Source organism: Caulobacter sp. FV1ye6ST (genome assembly GCF_058681225.1).
Window position 1 is genome coordinate 801,872 of the sequence record NZ_CM178733.1, and the last position, 16,446, is coordinate 818,317.

Annotated in this window: 17 protein-coding genes; 8 read left to right on the top strand and 9 right to left on the bottom strand. The window is 68.7% G+C overall.

Going from position 1 to position 16,446, the window contains the following annotated elements; genetic code table 11:
* Window positions 1-23: 23 nt before the first annotated feature.
* The gene (locus ACW175_RS03865; protein ID WP_492103339.1) at window positions 24-698 is read right to left on the bottom strand and encodes a c-type cytochrome; all 675 of its coding nucleotides are present in this window, start codon (window positions 696-698) and stop codon (window positions 24-26) included.
* 155 nt (window positions 699-853) lie between these two features.
* Between ACW175_RS03865 and ACW175_RS03870 the strand changes: the two genes are divergently transcribed.
* From ACW175_RS03870 to ACW175_RS03880, 3 genes are all read left to right on the top strand, one after another.
* On the top strand, window positions 854-1,591 hold the full coding sequence (locus tag ACW175_RS03870; RefSeq protein WP_492103340.1) for a 3-deoxy-manno-octulosonate cytidylyltransferase: 738 nt from the start codon (window positions 854-856) through the stop codon (window positions 1,589-1,591).
* Entirely contained in the window at window positions 1,588-2,442 is an 855-nt protein-coding gene (locus ACW175_RS03875; RefSeq protein ID WP_492103341.1) for a prephenate dehydratase, read from the top strand. Before ACW175_RS03870 ends, ACW175_RS03875 begins: the two co-directional genes overlap by 4 nt.
* A 260-nt stretch (window positions 2,443-2,702) precedes the next feature.
* Window positions 2,703-3,107: an MAPEG family protein gene (locus ACW175_RS03880; protein WP_492104890.1), complete on the top strand. Its 405-nt coding sequence runs from the start codon at window positions 2,703-2,705 to the stop codon at window positions 3,105-3,107.
* Between the two features lie 132 nt (window positions 3,108-3,239).
* Here the strand turns inward: ACW175_RS03880 and nadC are convergent, their stop codons facing one another.
* The 5 genes from nadC to ACW175_RS03905 all read right to left on the bottom strand — a co-directional run bounded on the left by nadC (window position 3,240) and on the right by ACW175_RS03905 (window position 10,117).
* Complete coding sequence (gene nadC, locus ACW175_RS03885) at window positions 3,240-4,088, bottom strand: carboxylating nicotinate-nucleotide diphosphorylase (protein WP_492103342.1); 849 nt, start codon at window positions 4,086-4,088, stop codon at window positions 3,240-3,242.
* Window positions 4,085-5,599, bottom strand: coding sequence for an L-aspartate oxidase (locus ACW175_RS03890; RefSeq protein WP_492103343.1), 1,515 nt, complete (start codon window positions 5,597-5,599; stop codon window positions 4,085-4,087). Before ACW175_RS03890 ends, nadC begins: the two co-directional genes overlap by 4 nt.
* 130 nt (window positions 5,600-5,729) lie before the next feature.
* Entirely contained in the window at window positions 5,730-6,818 is a 1,089-nt protein-coding gene (nadA, locus tag ACW175_RS03895) for a quinolinate synthase NadA (RefSeq protein ID WP_492103344.1), read from the bottom strand.
* A 253-nt stretch (window positions 6,819-7,071) separates the two neighbouring features.
* Window positions 7,072-9,372, bottom strand: a complete 2,301-nt coding sequence (locus ACW175_RS03900; RefSeq protein WP_492103345.1) for a TonB-dependent receptor — start codon at window positions 9,370-9,372, stop codon at window positions 7,072-7,074.
* 238 nt (window positions 9,373-9,610) lie between these two features.
* Complete coding sequence (locus tag ACW175_RS03905) at window positions 9,611-10,117, bottom strand: lipocalin family protein (RefSeq protein WP_492103346.1); 507 nt, start codon at window positions 10,115-10,117, stop codon at window positions 9,611-9,613.
* 114 nt (window positions 10,118-10,231) lie between these two features.
* Between ACW175_RS03905 and ACW175_RS03910 the strand changes: the two genes are divergently transcribed.
* From ACW175_RS03910 to ACW175_RS03930, 5 genes are all read left to right on the top strand, one after another.
* Window positions 10,232-10,924, top strand: coding sequence for a TetR/AcrR family transcriptional regulator (locus tag ACW175_RS03910; protein WP_492103347.1), 693 nt, complete (start codon window positions 10,232-10,234; stop codon window positions 10,922-10,924).
* 78 nt (window positions 10,925-11,002) lie between these two features.
* A complete protein-coding gene (gene folE / locus ACW175_RS03915; RefSeq protein ID WP_492103348.1) occupies window positions 11,003-11,623 on the top strand; it encodes a GTP cyclohydrolase I FolE in 621 nt (206 codons plus the stop codon).
* Between the two features lie 26 nt (window positions 11,624-11,649).
* On the top strand, window positions 11,650-12,087 hold the full coding sequence (locus ACW175_RS03920; RefSeq protein ID WP_492103349.1) for a DUF3429 domain-containing protein: 438 nt from the start codon (window positions 11,650-11,652) through the stop codon (window positions 12,085-12,087).
* The gene (locus tag ACW175_RS03925; protein ID WP_492103350.1) at window positions 12,084-12,806 is read left to right on the top strand and encodes an SDR family NAD(P)-dependent oxidoreductase; all 723 of its coding nucleotides are present in this window, start codon (window positions 12,084-12,086) and stop codon (window positions 12,804-12,806) included. The genes ACW175_RS03920 and ACW175_RS03925 overlap by 4 nt, the downstream gene beginning before the upstream one ends.
* A gap of 37 nt (window positions 12,807-12,843) precedes the next feature.
* Window positions 12,844-13,350, top strand: a complete 507-nt coding sequence (locus ACW175_RS03930) for a DeoR family transcriptional regulator (RefSeq protein ID WP_492103351.1) — start codon at window positions 12,844-12,846, stop codon at window positions 13,348-13,350.
* 11 nt (window positions 13,351-13,361) lie between these two features.
* Here ACW175_RS03930 and ACW175_RS03935 read toward each other — a convergent pair whose 3' ends face one another.
* The 3 genes from ACW175_RS03935 to ACW175_RS03945 all read right to left on the bottom strand — a co-directional run bounded on the left by ACW175_RS03935 (window position 13,362) and on the right by ACW175_RS03945 (window position 16,436).
* Complete coding sequence (locus ACW175_RS03935) at window positions 13,362-13,700, bottom strand: hypothetical protein (protein WP_492103352.1); 339 nt, start codon at window positions 13,698-13,700, stop codon at window positions 13,362-13,364.
* A gap of 87 nt (window positions 13,701-13,787) precedes the next feature.
* Entirely contained in the window at window positions 13,788-14,843 is a 1,056-nt protein-coding gene (locus ACW175_RS03940; RefSeq protein WP_492103353.1) for a serine hydrolase domain-containing protein, read from the bottom strand.
* A gap of 39 nt (window positions 14,844-14,882) precedes the next feature.
* Complete coding sequence (locus tag ACW175_RS03945) at window positions 14,883-16,436, bottom strand: cryptochrome/photolyase family protein (RefSeq protein ID WP_492103354.1); 1,554 nt, start codon at window positions 16,434-16,436, stop codon at window positions 14,883-14,885.
* Between the last annotated feature and the right edge of the window lie 10 nt (window positions 16,437-16,446).

A 16,446-nucleotide genomic window follows, 5' to 3' on the forward strand; every position in this document is an offset into this window, starting at 1 on the left:
CGATCTTGTCAGCCTTGGAAGGCTTAGGCCTTCGGAGCAGCGGCCGGAGCGGCGGCGGCTGGAGCGCCTGCAGCGGCAGCCGGAGCGCCAGCGGCCGGAGCCGCGGCGCCTTCGGCGGCCGGGGCGGCCGGAGCAGCGGCGGCGGCGGCCGGACGCGGCGGCGGGACCGGCAGCTTCGAGCCGAGGCTGTGCAGGTAGGCGATGACCGCGATGCGATCTTCCGGCTTCTTCAGACCCACGAAGGTCATGTTGGTGCCGGGGACGTCCTTACCCGGGGCCTTCAGGAAGGTGTACAGGGCGTCGTAGTCCCAGATCGGGGTCTTGCCCGCGAAGTCCTTCATCGCGCCCGAATAGTTGAAGGCCGGGTGCGAGGCGGGCTTGCGGCCGACCACGTCCCACAGGCCCGGGCCGGTGGCGTTGGCGTCCGACGCGTCCAGCTTGTGGCAGGCGGCGCACTTGGCCGAGACGGCCTCGCCAGCGGCCACGTTGGCCGGGGTCAGGACCGCGTTCCAGTCGGGCGGGGTGTCGGCCGCGGCGGCGGCGCCGCCGGCGGATTCTTCCTGGACCGCGATCTCGTAGCCGGCCTTCTCGACTTCATGCTTCTTGAAGACGATGTCCGATGCTTCGCGGAGACCGAAGATTACGAGGCCGGTCAGCAGCACGCCGCCAGCGATCTTGTTGAACGTCAGGTCGCTCATTTCAGCCTAGTCAGCCTCTTGTCGGCCCACCCCAGGGCGGGCTTTGAACCAGCGCCTCGGACTCGCGATACGAGTCTCCAGCGCACGTCATGTTGCGCTCGCGTCTCTTACACGCTACCGCCCCTCGCGCAACAGGGCGGCGGAGATTTGAACCCATGAACCCCCTCATTCTGATCCCCGCGCGCATGGCCGCCGCACGGCTGCCCGGCAAGCCGCTGGCGGACATCGGGGGCGTTCCGATGATCGTCCGGGTTCTGCGCCAGGCCCTGAAGGCGGATATCGGTCCCGTGGCCGTGGCCGCTGGCGACGCCGAAATCGTCGAAGCGGTTCAACAGGCTGGCGGGATCGCGGTGCTGACCGATCCTGACCTGCCGTCGGGTTCGGACCGAATCCAGGCGGCGCTGGCGCAACTCGATCCGGGGTTCGAGCATGACGTCGTGATCAACCTGCAGGGCGACATGCCGTTCGTCGACCCGGCCGTCCTGAGCGACTGCGCGCGGATACTTAAGGAGTTCGATGACGCCGATATCGCCACCGTCGTCGCGCCGGAAGCCTCGATCGCCGACCGCGCCAACCCCGACGTCGTCAAGGCCGTTCTGGCCATGAAGGACGACGGCCAAAGCGGCCGCGCGCTCTATTTCACCCGCTCGACCCTCTATGGCGACGCGCCCGTCTGGCGGCACATCGGCATCTATGGCTATCGCCGCGAGGCGCTGGTGGTGTTCAACGACGCCGCCCCGTCCGCCCTCGAGAAGCGCGAGAAGCTGGAGCAGCTGCGCGCCCTGGAGCTGGGCCTGACGATCCGCGCGGCCGTGGCGACGAGCGCCCCCATTTCGGTCGACAATCCCTCCGACCTCGAAGCGGCCCGTAAGCAGGCCCAGGAAACCGCATGAGCATCCTCAAGAAGATCGCCTTCCAGGGCGAGCCCGGCGCCAACAGCCACGAGGCCTGCCGGACCTACTTCCCGGACTACGAGGCCTATCCCTGCAAGACCTTCGAGGAGGCGTTCGAGGCCATCAAGACCGGGATCGCCGCCCTGGGCATGATCCCGATCGAGAACTCGATCGCCGGCCGGGTCGCCGACGTCCACCACCTGCTGCCGGCCTCGGGCCTGAAGATCATCGGCGAGCGCTTCAAGCCGATCCGCTTCCAGCTGATGGCCAACAAGGGCGTCAAGCTGGAGGACGTGAAGGTGGTCAGCTCGATGCCGATCGCGCTGTCCCAGTGCCGCAACAGCCTCAAGCGCCTGGGGGTCGAGACGGAAGCCGCTGGCGATACGGCCGGCGCGGCCAAGGCCCTGGCCCTGAAGCCCAACCCGACCCACGGCGCCGTCGCCCCGGCCCTGGCCGCGGAGATCTACGGCCTGGACATCCTGGCACGCGACATCGAGGACGAGCGCCACAACACCACCCGTTTCCTGGTGATGACGGCCGACAAGACCCCGCCGGCTCCGGACTTCACCCATCGCTGCGTGACCAGCTTCGTGTTCCGCGTCCGCAACCTGCCGGCCGCGCTGTACAAGGCGTTGGGCGGCTTCGCGACCAACGGCGTAAACATGACCAAGCTGGAAAGCTACATGGAAGGCGGCGCCTTCACGGCCACCTTCTTCTACGCCGAGGTCGACGGCCGGCCCGAGGATCGCTCCCTGGCCCTGGCGCTGGACGAGCTGAAGTTCTTCTCCGAGCGGTTCGAGATCCTGGGGGTCTACCCGGCCGATCCGTTCCGGGATCGGGGCCAAGGCTAGAGCATTTTCCGATCCAACTGGATCGGTGAAATGCTCTAACGTCTTGTTTTGACGCATTTTCCGACGACGAACCGGTATCCACTTCGTCGGAAAATGCTCTAGCGTCGGCATCCTCCCCCCCCCCCCTTGTGGGGGAGGGGGACCCGCGAAGCTGGTGGCTGGGTACGGCGTCGGCCCTCCCCAAACGTCACCCTTTCCGATACCGGCGTTCCGCGCCTACTCTCCTCGCAAAGACGGGGAGGGTTCACGTGAACGATACGATGATCGCGCCGGTGATGGCGCTGGTGGCCTGGTCGCTGGTGATGTGGGTCTGGATGTATGTCCAGCGCATCCCGGCGATGCACAAGGCCGGGGTCAAGCCGCGGGACGCCCGGTTCCCGGGCTCGCTGGACATCCTGCCCGACGGCGCGCGGGCGGCGGCCGACAACTACAACCACCTGATGGAGCAGCCGACGATCTTCTACGCGGCGGCCCTGGCCATCCAGGTGGCCGGCCACGCCGACGGCATGGCGGTGCATTTCGCCTGGGTCTATGTCGGCGTGCGGGTGCTGCACAGCCTGCTGCAGGTCAGCATCAACCTGGTGCCCGTGCGGTTCCTGCTGTTCGTGGTGTCCACGGGCGTGCTGGCGGCGATGGTGGCGCGGGAGTTGATGCGGGTTTTCTGAGATAGATCCTCCCCCGCGTTGCGGGGGAGGTGGCCCGGAGGGCCGGAGGGGGCAAGCTGGAGGTCGGCCGTTTAGGCCCCCTCAGTCACTCCGTGACAGCTCCCCCGCATCACGGGGGAGCATCTATACCGCTCAAACCGCGTCCAGGCCGATATCCAGCACCGGCGCGGAGTGCGTCAGCGCGCCGACGCTGATCACATCGACGCCGGTCTCGGCGATGGCTCGGACGGTGGTGAGGTTCACCCCGCCCGAGGCTTCCAGCACCGCGCGCCCCTTGGCCAGGCGCACGGCGGTGGCGAGATCGGCGAGGCTGAAATTGTCCAGCATCACCACGTCCGGCCCATGCTTGAGGGCCTCGTCCAGCTGGTCCAGGCCGTCGACCTCGACCTCGACCTTGACCAGGTGGCCGGCATGGGCGCGCGCGCGGCGGACGGCTTCGCCGACCCCGCCGCAGGCGGCGACGTGGTTGTCCTTGATCAGGATGGCGTCATCCAGGCCGAAGCGGTGGTTGACCCCGCCGCCGCAGCGGACGGCGTACTTCTCCAGGGCGCGCAGGCCGGGCGTCGTTTTGCGGGTGTCGACGATGGTCGCCCCCGTGCCCTCGACCAGGCGGACATAGGCCCGCGTCAGGGTGGCGATGCCCGAGAGGCGACCCAGCAGGTTCAGCCCCGTGCGCTCGGCGGCCAGCACGGCGCGGGCGTTGCCCTCGGCCCTGGCGAGGATTGCCCCGGGCGCGGCGTCGGCGCCATCGGGCGTCACCACCGCGAAGGTTGCCGTCGGATCCAGCGCCGCCAGCGACAGGCGCGCGCAGGAAAGACCGGAAACCCTCCCATCCTGCCGGCTGGCCCAGGCCACCGACAGGCGGGCGTCCGGGTCGATGCAGGCCTGGCCGGTGATATCGCCGGCCCGGCCCAGATCCTCCGCCAGGGCGTGGTCGACGATCGGGCGGACGAGGATGTCGTCCAGAGGTTGGATAATCATTCGGCGGCGTAGCGGACGGCGGCGTCCGCGCTCGTGAGGGTGACGAAGGTGCGCACCGGCGCGGCGGTGGCGGGGAAGTCGCGGCGATAGTGGCCGCCTCGGCTTTCCTGGCGGGCCAGGGCGGCGTCGACGATCAGCCTGGCGGCGACCAGGGGCGGGCAGGGGCCGTAGGCGGGCTCCAGGGCGTCGATCTGTTCCAGCAGGCGGGTCAGGCCCGCCTCGTCGCGGATCACCCCGGCGTCGCGGCTCATGGCCTTGCGCAGGACCTGGAAGGCCGCGTCGGGCATGTCGGGCAGGGGTTCCAGGCTGAGCGGCTCGCCGCCCGCCTGTCCTTCGGCCGCCGCCGCGTGGCCGGCGCGCGCGCCGAACACGGCCGCTTCCAGCAGGCTGTTGGAGGCCAGACGGTTGGCGCCCTGCACCCCGGTCGAGGCGCACTCGCCGGCGGCGTAGAGGCCCGGCAGGCTGGCGCGGCCGTCCAGGTCCGTGGCGACGCCGCCCATGTGGTAGTGAACCGCCGGGACGACCGGGATCATCTCGCGGCGCGGGTCCAGGCCGCCGGCGCGGCAGGCCTCGAACACGGCCGGGAACTCCTTGGGGAAGTGCGGACCGACGGCGGCGACCGCGTCCAGGAACGCGCCGCGCCCGGCCTCGCGCTCGGCATGGATGGCGCGGGCGACGACGTCGCGCGGGGCCAACTCGCGGGCGGGGTGGTAGTTCGCCATGAAGGCTGCGCCGTCGACATTGCGCAGGATCGCGCCTTCGCCGCGCAGGGCCTCGGTGGCCAGCGGGGCGGGATCGCGGCCGATGTCGATGGCGGTAGGGTGGAACTGCACGAACTCAGGATCGGCGATCGTCGCGCCGGCCAGGGCGGCGAGGCCCAGACCCTCACCGCGCACTTCCTTGGGCGTGGTCGTGACGGCATAGAGGCCGCCGACGCCGCCGGTGGCCAGGATCACGCTGTGGCCGCGGATCTCGACCAGCGCGCCGTCGATCTCGGCGAGAACCCCGACCACACGGCCGGTGGCGTCCTGCAGCAGCCGGCGGGCGCGGGCGTTTTCGCGGACCTCGATGCTCGGGGCGGCGCGGACGGCGGCGATGACGGCGGCCATGATCGCCGCCCCGGCCCCGTCGCCGCCGACCCGGGCGACCCGGGCCTTGGCGTGGGCGGCTTCCAGGCTGAGCACGAACTCGCCACCTGTCTTGCGGTCGAACGGCGCGCCGAGGGCCGCCAGGTCGCGAACGGCCTGCGGGCCTTCGCGGGTCAGCAGCGCGACGGCGTCCGGATCGCAGAGACCCGCGCCGGCGGCGATGGTGTCGGCGGCGTGCAGGGCGGGGGTGTCGTCGGCGGCCAGCGCCGCGGCCATGCCGCCCTGCGCCCAGGCGCTGGAGCAGCCGGTAGCGAGGGGCGTCGGCGACAGCACCAGCGCCTTGTGCGCGGCGAGCGCGGCCGAGAGGCCGGCCAGACCAGCGCCGAGGATGACGGGGCCGTCGAAGTCTAGGCGTTCGATCATTCCACACTCCACTCCCCTCCCCCTTGCGGGGAGGGGTTGGGGTGGGGGTGTAAGCTCGGACTCACAGCCGACACCCCCATCCGACCGCTGCGCGGCCACCTTCCCCGCAAGGGGAAAGGGGACCAACTGTCTAAATCAGCTCGACATTCACGTGATGGCGGGCCTTCACCAGGTCGTAACGCGCGGGGACGGCCGGCGGCGGCAGGTCGATCATCCGCTGCACGGCCAGGCGGGCGCGGTCGAGGATGTCGGCGTCGACCGTCACCTCGAACTGCTCGTGAACAAGGGCGTCATGGATGTTCTGAAGCGTGATCCGCTTCATGTGCGGGCACATGTTGCAGGGGCCGATGAACTGGGTCGCCGGGCTCTCGGCCTGGACGTTGCTGGCCATCGAGCACTCGGTGATCAGCACCACCTGGGCCGGCTTGCGGCTGGCCACATAGTCGTTCATCGCCGCGGTGGAGCCGGCGAAGTCGGCGGCTTCCAGGATCTCGGCCGGGCATTCGGGGTGGGCCAGGACCTCGGCGCCCGGCCAGGCCGCGCGCATGTCGGCGATGTCCTGGGCCGTGAAGCGCTTGTGGACTTCACAGTGTCCGGCCCAGGCGATGATCTTGACGTCGGTCTGGCGCGCGACATTGCGGGCCAGATATTCGTCGGGGATCAGGATGACCTTGTCGACGCCCCATTCCTTGGCCGCCCACTCGACCACCTGCACGGCGTTGGCGCTGGTGCAGCAGATGTCGGTCTCGGCCTTCACGTCGGCGGTGGTGTTCACATAGGTGACCACCGGGATGCCCGGATAGCGCTGCTTGATCAGCCGCACATCGGCGCCGGTGATCGAGGAGGCGAGGCTGCAGCCGGCCTTCAAATCCGGGATCAGGATCTTCTTGTCGGGGCTGAGCACCTTGCTGGTCTCGGCCATGAAGTGGACGCCGGCCTGGACGATGATCTGGGCGTCGCTCTTGGCGGCTTCCTTGGCCAGGGCCAGGCTGTCGCCCACGAAGTCGCCCACGCCGTGGAAGATGTCCGGCGTCATGTAGTTGTGGGCCAGGATGGCGGCGTTCTTCTCGCGCTTGAGGCGGTTGATTTCGGCGATCAACGGAGCCTGGACGCGCCACTCCATCGGGGTGACGTGGTGCTTGACCTTGTCCCAGACGCCGGCGGTCTCCGCCTCGACCTGGGCGGTGAACTCGAGCGGCGCCGTAAACCCGTCAGCCATCTGATACTCCGTTATGCTCAAAGTGAGCATTTCCAGGGCCTCAAAAAACGCCGGTGCCAGCTTGAGCTTTCCGGATGGAAGCTCTTCACGACCTCGGCGTCCGGGTTATGCTGAAAGTGAGCATAACCGACCCGTCACATATAGACCTTGCGCGGCCGATTGCAAACCCGGGCCAAAAGAAAAGCCCCGGAGCGCGCGCTCCGGGGCTGAAGGGTGTCCGGCCAGCGAACCGGCCGGACGGGGGAGGAAGCGGTTATTTCAGCTTGGCGCTGAGCGAGACGCCGACGATGCGGGGCTCGTTGTAGACGGCGGCCATGTAGTTCTCGATCACGCCCTTGAGGTTCTTCTCGTTCGTGATATTGCGGCCGAACAGGGCGATCTCGTAGCCCTTGTCGAGGTTCTCGTAGCCCAGCTTCAGGCCGCCCTCGAACGAACCCTTCGAGTAGAACTCGCGGGTCTTGTAGAGCACGAAGTTGGTGTAGCCCTGGACGTTCCAGTCGGTGGCGACGAACACGCGGCCCGCCTCGCCGACCGGGATGTCGTAGCGGCCCGTGAAGTTCAGGTTGTACTTCGGCGCGTTCGGCAGCGGCTGGCCGTCGATCTGGGCGAAGGTGTTGGCGCCCACCTTGATCGTCGGGTTTTCGACCGTGCAGACCACCACGCCGTTCAGCGCGCAGACCTGGGCGTAGACGCGCTTGTCCTTGATCTCGCTGTGCAGGTAGCTGGCGCCGGCCGTCAGCAGCAGGTTGCGGACCGGGCGCCATTCCAGGTCGGCTTCGACGCCGTAGGCCTGGGCCTTGTCGGCGTTGAACAGCACGCCGTTGCCGTTGCTGTCGTTGCCGTTCAGCTGGATGTCCTTGACCTCATAGGTGAAGGCCGAGGCGTTGAAGCGCAGGGTGTTTTCGAGCAGGAAGCTCTTGAAGCCCACTTCGTACGACTGGATCGTTTCCGAGTCGGCCGTGGTGAAGTCGGCGTTGAACACGGCCGAGCGGCCCTGGATGGTCGGGCCGCGGAAGCCCTTGGCCGCGCGGGCATAGACACTGACGTCCGGATTGACCTGGTAGTTGGCCGACAGGTCCCAGCTGACCTGCTCGTCGGCCATGCGCACGTAGCGGCGGCCGGCATAGGTCGACACGTTGGCGGCGTTGTTCGAGGTCTTCACCAGGACGGTCTTCTTGGCGTCGTAGGTGTCGCGCAGGCCGCCCGTGATCGTCAGGGCGTCGGTCAGCTGGTAGCTGACCTGGCCGAACACCGCCCACGAGGTGTTCAGGTTGTTCAGGCGCACCCAGTTGTTGGGGTTGTAGCCGGCCGAGGTCGGCAGCAGGAAATAGCCGCGCTGATAGAAGTCGGTGGTGTCGCGCGAGTCGAAGTACAGGCCGCCGACCTGCCACTTCAGCTTGCCTTCGCCATTGCTGGCCAGGCGGATTTCCTGGGTCAGCTGGTCGAGGTCGCGGATCTGGCCCATCGACTGGCCAAAGCCGTTCGGCACGCCATTGACCGGGAAGTTGGCCGCCGCGCCGCCGTCGGTGTCGCCACGGCTGTAGCCGCTGGTCGACTCATAAGCGCTGATCGAGGTCAGGGTGACCGGACCGAAGTCGTAGTCGATGTGAGCCGACGTGCCGTAGGTCTTGTAGGCCTGCGGGTTGTTGTTGGCCTCGTCCAGCGCCACGCTGTCGCGCGGGGCGGTCGACTTGTTGCTGCCCTTGGTCAGGGCCTGGCGCAGGAACAGGGTCGAGGTGCCGTCGTAGTCACGGGCATGGGCCGAGACCAGGACCGACAGCTTGTCGTTCGGCTTGGCCAGCACCTGGATGCGGGCGTCCTTTTCGTTGAAGCCGCCCATGGCGTTCTTCTTCGGCGAGACGGTGCCGTCGGCGCTGGCGCCGGCATAGGTGTTGTCCACGTAGTCGTCGCGGTGCTGGTACAGCACCGAGGCGCGGAACATCAGGCCATCGGCCAGCGGGCCGCCGACGCCGCCGTCGAAGGTGGTCGTGCCGTAGGTGCCGTACGAGGCCGCGAAGCGGGCGTTGAAGTCCTCGCTCGGCTTGATGGTGTCGAACTTGACGATGCCGGCGGTGGTGTTGCGGCCGAACAGCGAGCCTTGCGGGCCGCGCAGCACTTCCACCTGGCCGATGTCGAACAGCGGGTTCGACTTCAGGACCACGTGCTCCATGATCACGTCGTCATGGATGATCGACACCGGCTGCGAGGCGCCGAGGTAGAAGTCGATGTTGCCCAGACCGCGGATGTAGAAGCGCGGGAAGATCCGACCCGTGGTGGTCTCGGCGTAGAAGCTGGGGACCTTGCCCGACAGGGCCAGGATGTCGCTGCCGTCGGCGGTGATGGCGCGCAGTTGCTCGCCGGCCACGGCGGCCACCGACAGCGGCACCTTCTGCAGGTTTTCCGAGCGGCGCTCGGCGGTGACGACGACTTCGTCCAGCGCCGTCGAGGCGGTGTCGTTCGAAGCGGCCTGCTGGGCATGGGCGGCGCCGGCGATCAGGGTCGCGGCGGCCGCGCCCAGAAGCAGGGCGAGCTTGTTGGTTTGGGGAGTACGCATGGTGTTTTGAGAGACCCTCGTTCGCGGCCTTTGTGGCCGTCTAAGACGCGCCGGCGGCGAGGGAGCAAACCTCCCCGCGCCCGAGCGCTGAGGCGCTATAGCGGGAAATCGATGTCAGTTCAGTGAAAGATTACTTACTTCTGACGGGGTGTGGCTTTGGCGCCGATCGGCGGGCGCGGGGGCGTCTTTCACACCCGCGCTCGCCGCCTTTGAGCGCTCCGGGGCCGCGTCTCGACATCTAGTCGACCGCGGGAAACTCGATCTCGCCCGTATAGCCGAGGCCCCTGGCCTTGGCCGCGAGTTCGTCCAGCAGGCCCTGAGTGGGCTTCGCGCGGGTGTAGATGAACACCTTCTTGAGTTTGGGGTCGGCCGCGATGAACCAGGCTCCGGCCGGATCGCGGTCGAGCACGTCGTAGCGCCAGGTGATGAACGGCGCATAGTTGACCTTGAGCCGGCGGTTGACCGGCGCGTCCTCGATGACGCCCTTGCCGCGAATGGCGCGCCGCTTGCCGCTGGGGCTGCCTTGGCGGCAATCGTCCTCGACGGCGACGTGGGTGGCGTCCTTCATTTCATAGCGCGTCGTTCCCGCCACGCAGCCCTTGGTCAGGCCCATGGGCGTGCGTCCGACCTCGAGCCAGACGCCGGAATAGTGCGACGCCGCGTCGATCGGCGCCGGCCGGTCTTGCGCCGCCGCCGAGGCCGCCAGGCCCAGGGTCATCGCGGCGGGCAGAAGAAATTTCAGCATGGGGTGGTCCTCCGCCGAAGATACGTTCGGCGCGGCGTCGCGGATGTGAGGGGGTTGTGGCTTTGCGACGGTGTTGGCGAACGGTAGATTGCGACCGCCAAGGAGAACGATCGCTTGTCCAGAACCAAGGGCGCCCGGGATCTCGACTATGACGCCAAGCGCCGCGATCTCCTGGAGAAGATGACTCTCCAGCTGATGCGGCGCGAGGGCGAGCGCGCCAGCTTCCGCGATCTGGCCGCCGCCGCCGGCGTGTCGGGACCGACCCTGCGCCACTATTTCGGTGATCGGCGCGCGGTGATCGGCGCGGTCCTGGAAGAATGCCTGCGGCGCGGCCGCCCTGGACTGGACTCGCAGAAGTCGACGGAACTGCCTCTGGACGCGTCGATCCGGGCCTATGCCGGCGATCTTGTCTCCGCCCTGACCGCCGACAAGTCCGTGCGGCTGGGAGATATCTTCGCGCTCAGCCTGGCCGAGGGTTTGATCGACCCGGCCTATGGTCGTCCCGCGCTGGAACACATTCTGGAGCCCACCCTGCAGGTGCTGGAAGCCCGGCTCGAACTCCACATCGCGCGTGGTGAGATGCGCCCGGACACGGACGCGCGGGCGGCGTCCCTGCAGCTGGTTTCGCCGCTGCTCCTGGCCTGCCTGCATCAGAACCAGCTGGACGGCCTCCAGGTCCGGCCCCTGTCCCTCGACCGCCTTGTCGACGACACGTGCCAAGCGTTCCTGCGCGCCTATCAGGCCTCCCCGGAAACGACCGACAACGGGCGAGCGGCCGCCGGTCGCATCCCGGTGAACGCGATTTGAGGGCGTTCAGGCTTTTCTATATCCCGGTCGAGATATAGAAAGACCCCGACGGCGACGAGCGCCGTGGGGAGATGTTCCATGGCCGATGGCATGATCGAGGCGCCCAAGGCGGACCGCTCGGCGATACGACGGCCGTCGCGCGAAGAGGCCGAAGCGGCCGTCCGGTGCCTGATTTCCTGGGCGGGCGATGATCCGGATCGGGAGGGTCTGCTCGACACGCCGGCCCGGGTGGCGCGGTCCTATGCCGAACTGTTCTCCGGCTATGACGAGGATCCCAGAAGCCACCTGCTGCGCACCTTCGAAGAGGTGGGTGGCTACGAGGACATGGTTGTGCTGACCAACATCCGGGTGGTCAGCTGCTGCGAGCATCACATGCTGCCGGTCGTCGGTCGGGCCCATGTCGGCTATCTGCCGCGCGATCGCGTGGTCGGCATCTCGAAGCTGGCGCGGGTGGTCCAGGGCTTCTCGCGCCGCCTGCAGATCCAGGAAAAGCTGACGTCCGACATCGCCGAGGCCATCGCCGACACGCTCGATCCCCTGGGCGTCGGCGTGGTCATCGAGGCCGAGCACAGCTGCATGACGCTGCGCGGCGTCGACACGCCGGGATCCAGCCTGACCACCAGCCGCCTGCTCGGCCAGATGCGAGACGACGATCGCCTGCGCGCCGAGTTCCTCGATCTGGTGAGGCGGTCGCGGTGACGACGGCGGCCGGCGCCCCACAAAAGATGATGACCGTGCTCGGTGTCCTGGGGCTCATCCCCTTTGTCGCCGCGCCGTTGCGGTTGATGGACGGCTTCGCGCCGGGCCTCTCCTGGTCCAGCCTGCAGGCCGTCTACGCCGCGGTGATCCTGGCGTTCCTCGGCGGTGTGCGCGCGGCCCACGCGGCGTTCGCGGTCGAGGGCGACACGCGGGTGATCGTCGCGGCCATGGCCCCGCCGCTGGTGGGCTTTGGCCTCGGCGCGGCGGCGACCTTCAATCCGGCCAGGACCGACATCACGGCGGGGGCCTTGCTGGCCCTGGCCCTGGCCCTGGCCGTCCAAGGCGCCTGGGACGTCAACGCCAAGGCGCTGCCGGACTGGTACCGTCGCCTGCGCCTCCCCCTGACCGTGGTCGCCTGCCTCGCCCTTGCTTCCGGCGCGCTGCTGGCGGGGATCCTCTCATGAGCCCGCGTATCGCCGTCGTGGTCGGGGCCAGCGGCGGGCTTGGCCGCGCGTTCGTCTCCGAACTGCTGACCGAGCCGGTCTGGCGGCTGGTGGTCGGGGTGGGACGGCGCAAGCCGGCCGACTGGCCCGACCATCCGCGCACGCCCTTCCTGACGGCGGACCTTCTGGACGAAGCCGCGCTGAGCAAGCTGGCCGGCGAGATCGCCGCGCTTGGGACACCGGGGTTCGTGATCATCGCGACCGGGCTTCTCCACGCCGAGGACGTGAAGCCGGAGAAGTCGATGCGGGCGGTCACCGCCGCGTCGATGACGCGCCTCTTCGAGGTCAATGCGGTGCTGCCGACCCTGGTCGCCAAGCATCTGGCGCCGCTGCTGCCCAAGGACGAGTCCAGCGTCCTGGCCGCGCTTTCGGCCCGTGTCGGCAGCATCGGCGACAATCACCTGGGCGGCTGGCACGCCTACAGGGCCAGCAAGGCCGCGCTGAACATGATGTTCCGCTGTCAGGCCATCGAGCTGGCGCGCGAACGCCCCCTGGCGGTCTGCGTCACCCTGCATCCCGGCACGGTCGCGACGCCGCTGAGCGCGCCTTTCGCCCGTTCGTCCAACACGGTCCTTGAGCCCGTCGAGTCCGCCCGACGGTTGCTGAAGGTCCTGCATCGCCTTGAGCCCGCCGATAGCGGCCGCTTCTTCGCCTACGACGCCAGCCGGGTGTCCTGGTGATTCCCTTCGGCCCGGCCATGACCAGGAAGTCCAACGGATGATGATCCCCGCTGACGTGGGCCGGGCGGTTCGCCGATCGGCCACCACCTTCGTGCTGAACTGGATCGATGCGCGGCAGCGCGCGCTCGACCTCGACCCGCTCGAGTTCCTGATCGTCCACACCATCGCGGCCGCGAACCTGCAGCATCTGCCCTTGAACCGGCGCCGCGCCTTGACGGACCCGGAGACGCCGGCCGAACGTCACGCGGTGTCGATGGAGGGGGTCGGGGCGGCGCTGAACGTCTCCAGCGAAACCGTCCGCCGACGCCTGAAGGCGCTGGTGGCGCGGGGACTGGTCGAACGACTGGGGCCGATCGAGGATGAGGACGGCGAGCGCGCGGGCGTCAGCGCCGGGTTGGCGGTCGATCTCGCCGCCCTTGAGAGCCCCGCCATGCGCCAATCCCTGAGCCTGGAACTGTCGCAGCTGTGGCGTCTGCTGCTGTCCCTGGAGAACCTCGGCGTCATCCGGATCAATCGCGAGCGGATGAGCCAGCTGGCGGCTTGAGGGGGGGCGGCTCAGCCGCGCGGCTTGCCCAGCAGCACGACCGCCATGTCGCCGCGCGCCCGGAGGGTGAGGACCAGCAGATACGGCAGCAGGAAGCCGGATCCGCCGAAGAAGGCGATCAGGGCCAGGCCCCAGCCCAGCGGCGAAAACGCGTTTCGCCAGGCGGTCCATAGCGCCGACAGGGTCAGAAAGCACAGGAAGTCCAGATTGAACTGCCCGGGCCAGCCGATCTTGGCGATATGGCCGAAGAAGATCGGCAGCAGATCAAGCCCATGTCGCGCCACGACCGCGGCGGTATAGCCGCCGAGCACGAGCAGCAAAGCGACCAGCAACACGCGAAAGCCCGCCACGCGATCCCCCCAGGGTCTGTCGCCTGAAAAAGGTTAGGCCCGGCTTGAGCCTGGCGCAACCGCCGGCGCCGGCGGCGGCGATTGACGTCAAGCCCCGCAGAAGGCGGCGCTGGCCAGCCTGTAGGACAGACCCGACCCCTGCCAGATTTCGCCGAAGTCGATCCCGGCGCTGTCGGCGAACACCACCAGCGCCCGCCCACGTTCGGGCGCCAGGAGATTTCGCACCTCCACGCCGCCAATTTCTCCACGCCTTTCGACCAGCTTGATCGGCTTGTCGCAGCCGCGAAGCGACGCGGGATAGCTCCACACCCCGAAGGCGACATAACCAAGCTTGGGATCGCCGGTCCACGACTGGGCCCGGGCGGCGGGGGAAAGGAGCTGGCCGCGAAGCAGCGCCTGGTCGAACCGGACAAGGTCGATGGCCTTGCCGTAGACCGCGCCGGCCGCGCCGAACGTCGACAGCTCGAAGTTCGGCTCGCGGGCGCCGTTTTCGAGATAACCCGGCGCAAGGCGGGGCCGGGCGCGACCCGGCTCGGCGACGTCGATGCTTTTGAGCCCCGCGGCGCGGCCCAAACGCTGACGGACGAGCGTGCGGTAGGGTTGGCCGTAGATCCGCTCAAGCACCGCGCCGAGCACGATGTAGTCGCAGTTGTTGTAGGAGAAGCCTTGCCCCGGTTCGGTCTTGGACGGGCCGGCGCAGTAGCCGAGGGCGTCCGCCTCCGCGCCTTGGGTGCGGCGGTAGAAGTCGGGGAAGTCGCCAGCCTGGCGCACCCGGCTGTCGTCGGGATTGGCCAGGCCCGAGGTGTGGGTCAGCAACGCGGCGATGGTGATCCTGGCCGCCGTCTGGCCCTTGAAGGCGGGCAGGGCCTTGTCCAGCGTATCCGAGGTCGCCAGACGCCCCTCATCGACCGCTTGCATGATCAGCGTGGCGGTCAGCTGCTTGCTGACCGAAGCCCAGCGCCACAGCTCGCCGGCGCGATGCGGGCGGTCCGGTCGCGAGGCCACATGGTGGGCCAGGACCCGATCCTTGTCGGCGACATAGATCTCACCGGCCAGACCGGCCTCCCGCGCCAGGGGCGCCAGGTCGTTCACGGTCGGGGCGGCGATCGACATCGCCCCCAGCATGGCGATCGCCGCGATCATTGGCCGGCCTTTCCGCCGGTCACCCGGCCGTGCGTCGTGTCAAACGTCATCCGTCACCCCCATGGCCCGCCGAAGGGCGTTAGCGCGATGGCGGAAGGCCTGGCGGTCGGCCTCGGCCATCTTCTCCAGCGTCTTGAGCGGCATGGTCATGCGGCCATTGCCCGCCAGCCGGCGCGCGTTGCGGTCGATGAAATCCCAGTAGAGGGCGTTGAACGGACAGGCGTTGTCCCCGACGCGCGCCTTGACGTCGTAGCGGCACGATCGGCAGTAGTCGCTCATCCGGTCGATATAGGCGCCGCTGGCCGCATAGGGTTTGGAGCCGACGATGCCGCCGTCGGCGAAGGTGGCCATGCCGCGGGTGTTGGGCATCTCGACCCACTCATAGGCGTCGGCGAACCCGACCATGTACCAGTCGTCCACCGCGTCGGGGTGCACGCCTAGCAGCATGGCCAGATTGCCGGTCACCATCAGGCGCTGGATGTGATGGGCGTAGGCGTGGTCGCGCACGGCGCGCACGGTGTCGGCGACGCAAGCCATGTCGGTCTGGCCCGACCAGTAGAACCACGGCAGCTTGCCTTGGGCGTCCAGGGCGTTGCGCAGGCCGTATTCCGGCATCTTCAGCCAGTAGATCCCGCGCACGAACTCGCGCCAGCCCAGGATCTGGCGGATGAAGCCCTCGACGGCGTTGAGCGGCGCGCGGCCCTCGCGCCACGCGGCCTCGGCGCGGCGGCAGACGTCCAGCGGATCGAGCAGGCCGATGTTGAGGGCTGGCGAAATCAGGGCGTGCCAGAGGAACGGGCGGTCCCAGCTCATGGCGTCCTGCCAGTCGCCAAACCCGGGCAGCATGTCGGCGATGAAGTGGTCCAGGGCGGCCTGGGCTTCGTCGGGATTGGTCGGCCAAGCAAACGCGGCCAGTTCGCCGAAATGATCCTCGAACCCCTGTCCGACGCGCTGGATCAGAGCCTGGGTCACCAAGTTGGGCGCGGTGCGCAGCCGCTCGGGCGGGCGCAGGCCAGACGGTAGCTTGCGGCGGTTCTCGGCGTCGAAGTTCCAGCGCCCGCCGGCCGGCTGGTCGCCGTCCATCAGCAGCCCGGTCTTGCGCCGCATCTGGCGATAGAAGAACTCCATCCGCAATTCCTTGCGGTCGGACGCCCAGGCGGCGAACTCGGCGCGCGAGCACAGGAAGCGGTCGTCCTCGCGGGTCTCGATGGCGACCGGCAGGTCCAGCGCCAGCAGATGCGCCTCCAGGCCCCACTTGCCGCAGGCTGTGCGGATGATCTTGGCGAACGGCCGCTCGGCCAGGGCGCGGCGCAGCTCGCCGTCGATCGAGCCGGTGTTGTCCGGATCGTCCAGCGTGACGTAGCGGACCTGAAAGCCCCGGTCCGCCAGGCGCCGGGCGAACTGGCGCATCGCCGACCAGACCAGGACCAGCTTCTGCTTGTGATGCTTCCAGGCGGTGGCCTCGGCGCGGCTCTCGACCATCAGCACCACGTCGCGCGCCGGATCGGCGCCGGCCAAGGCCGACAGATTGTCGGAAAGCTGATCGCCCAGCACCAGGCGAAGCGCGCCGAGGTTCTGGGCGTCCTGCGTCATCGTCCCCTAG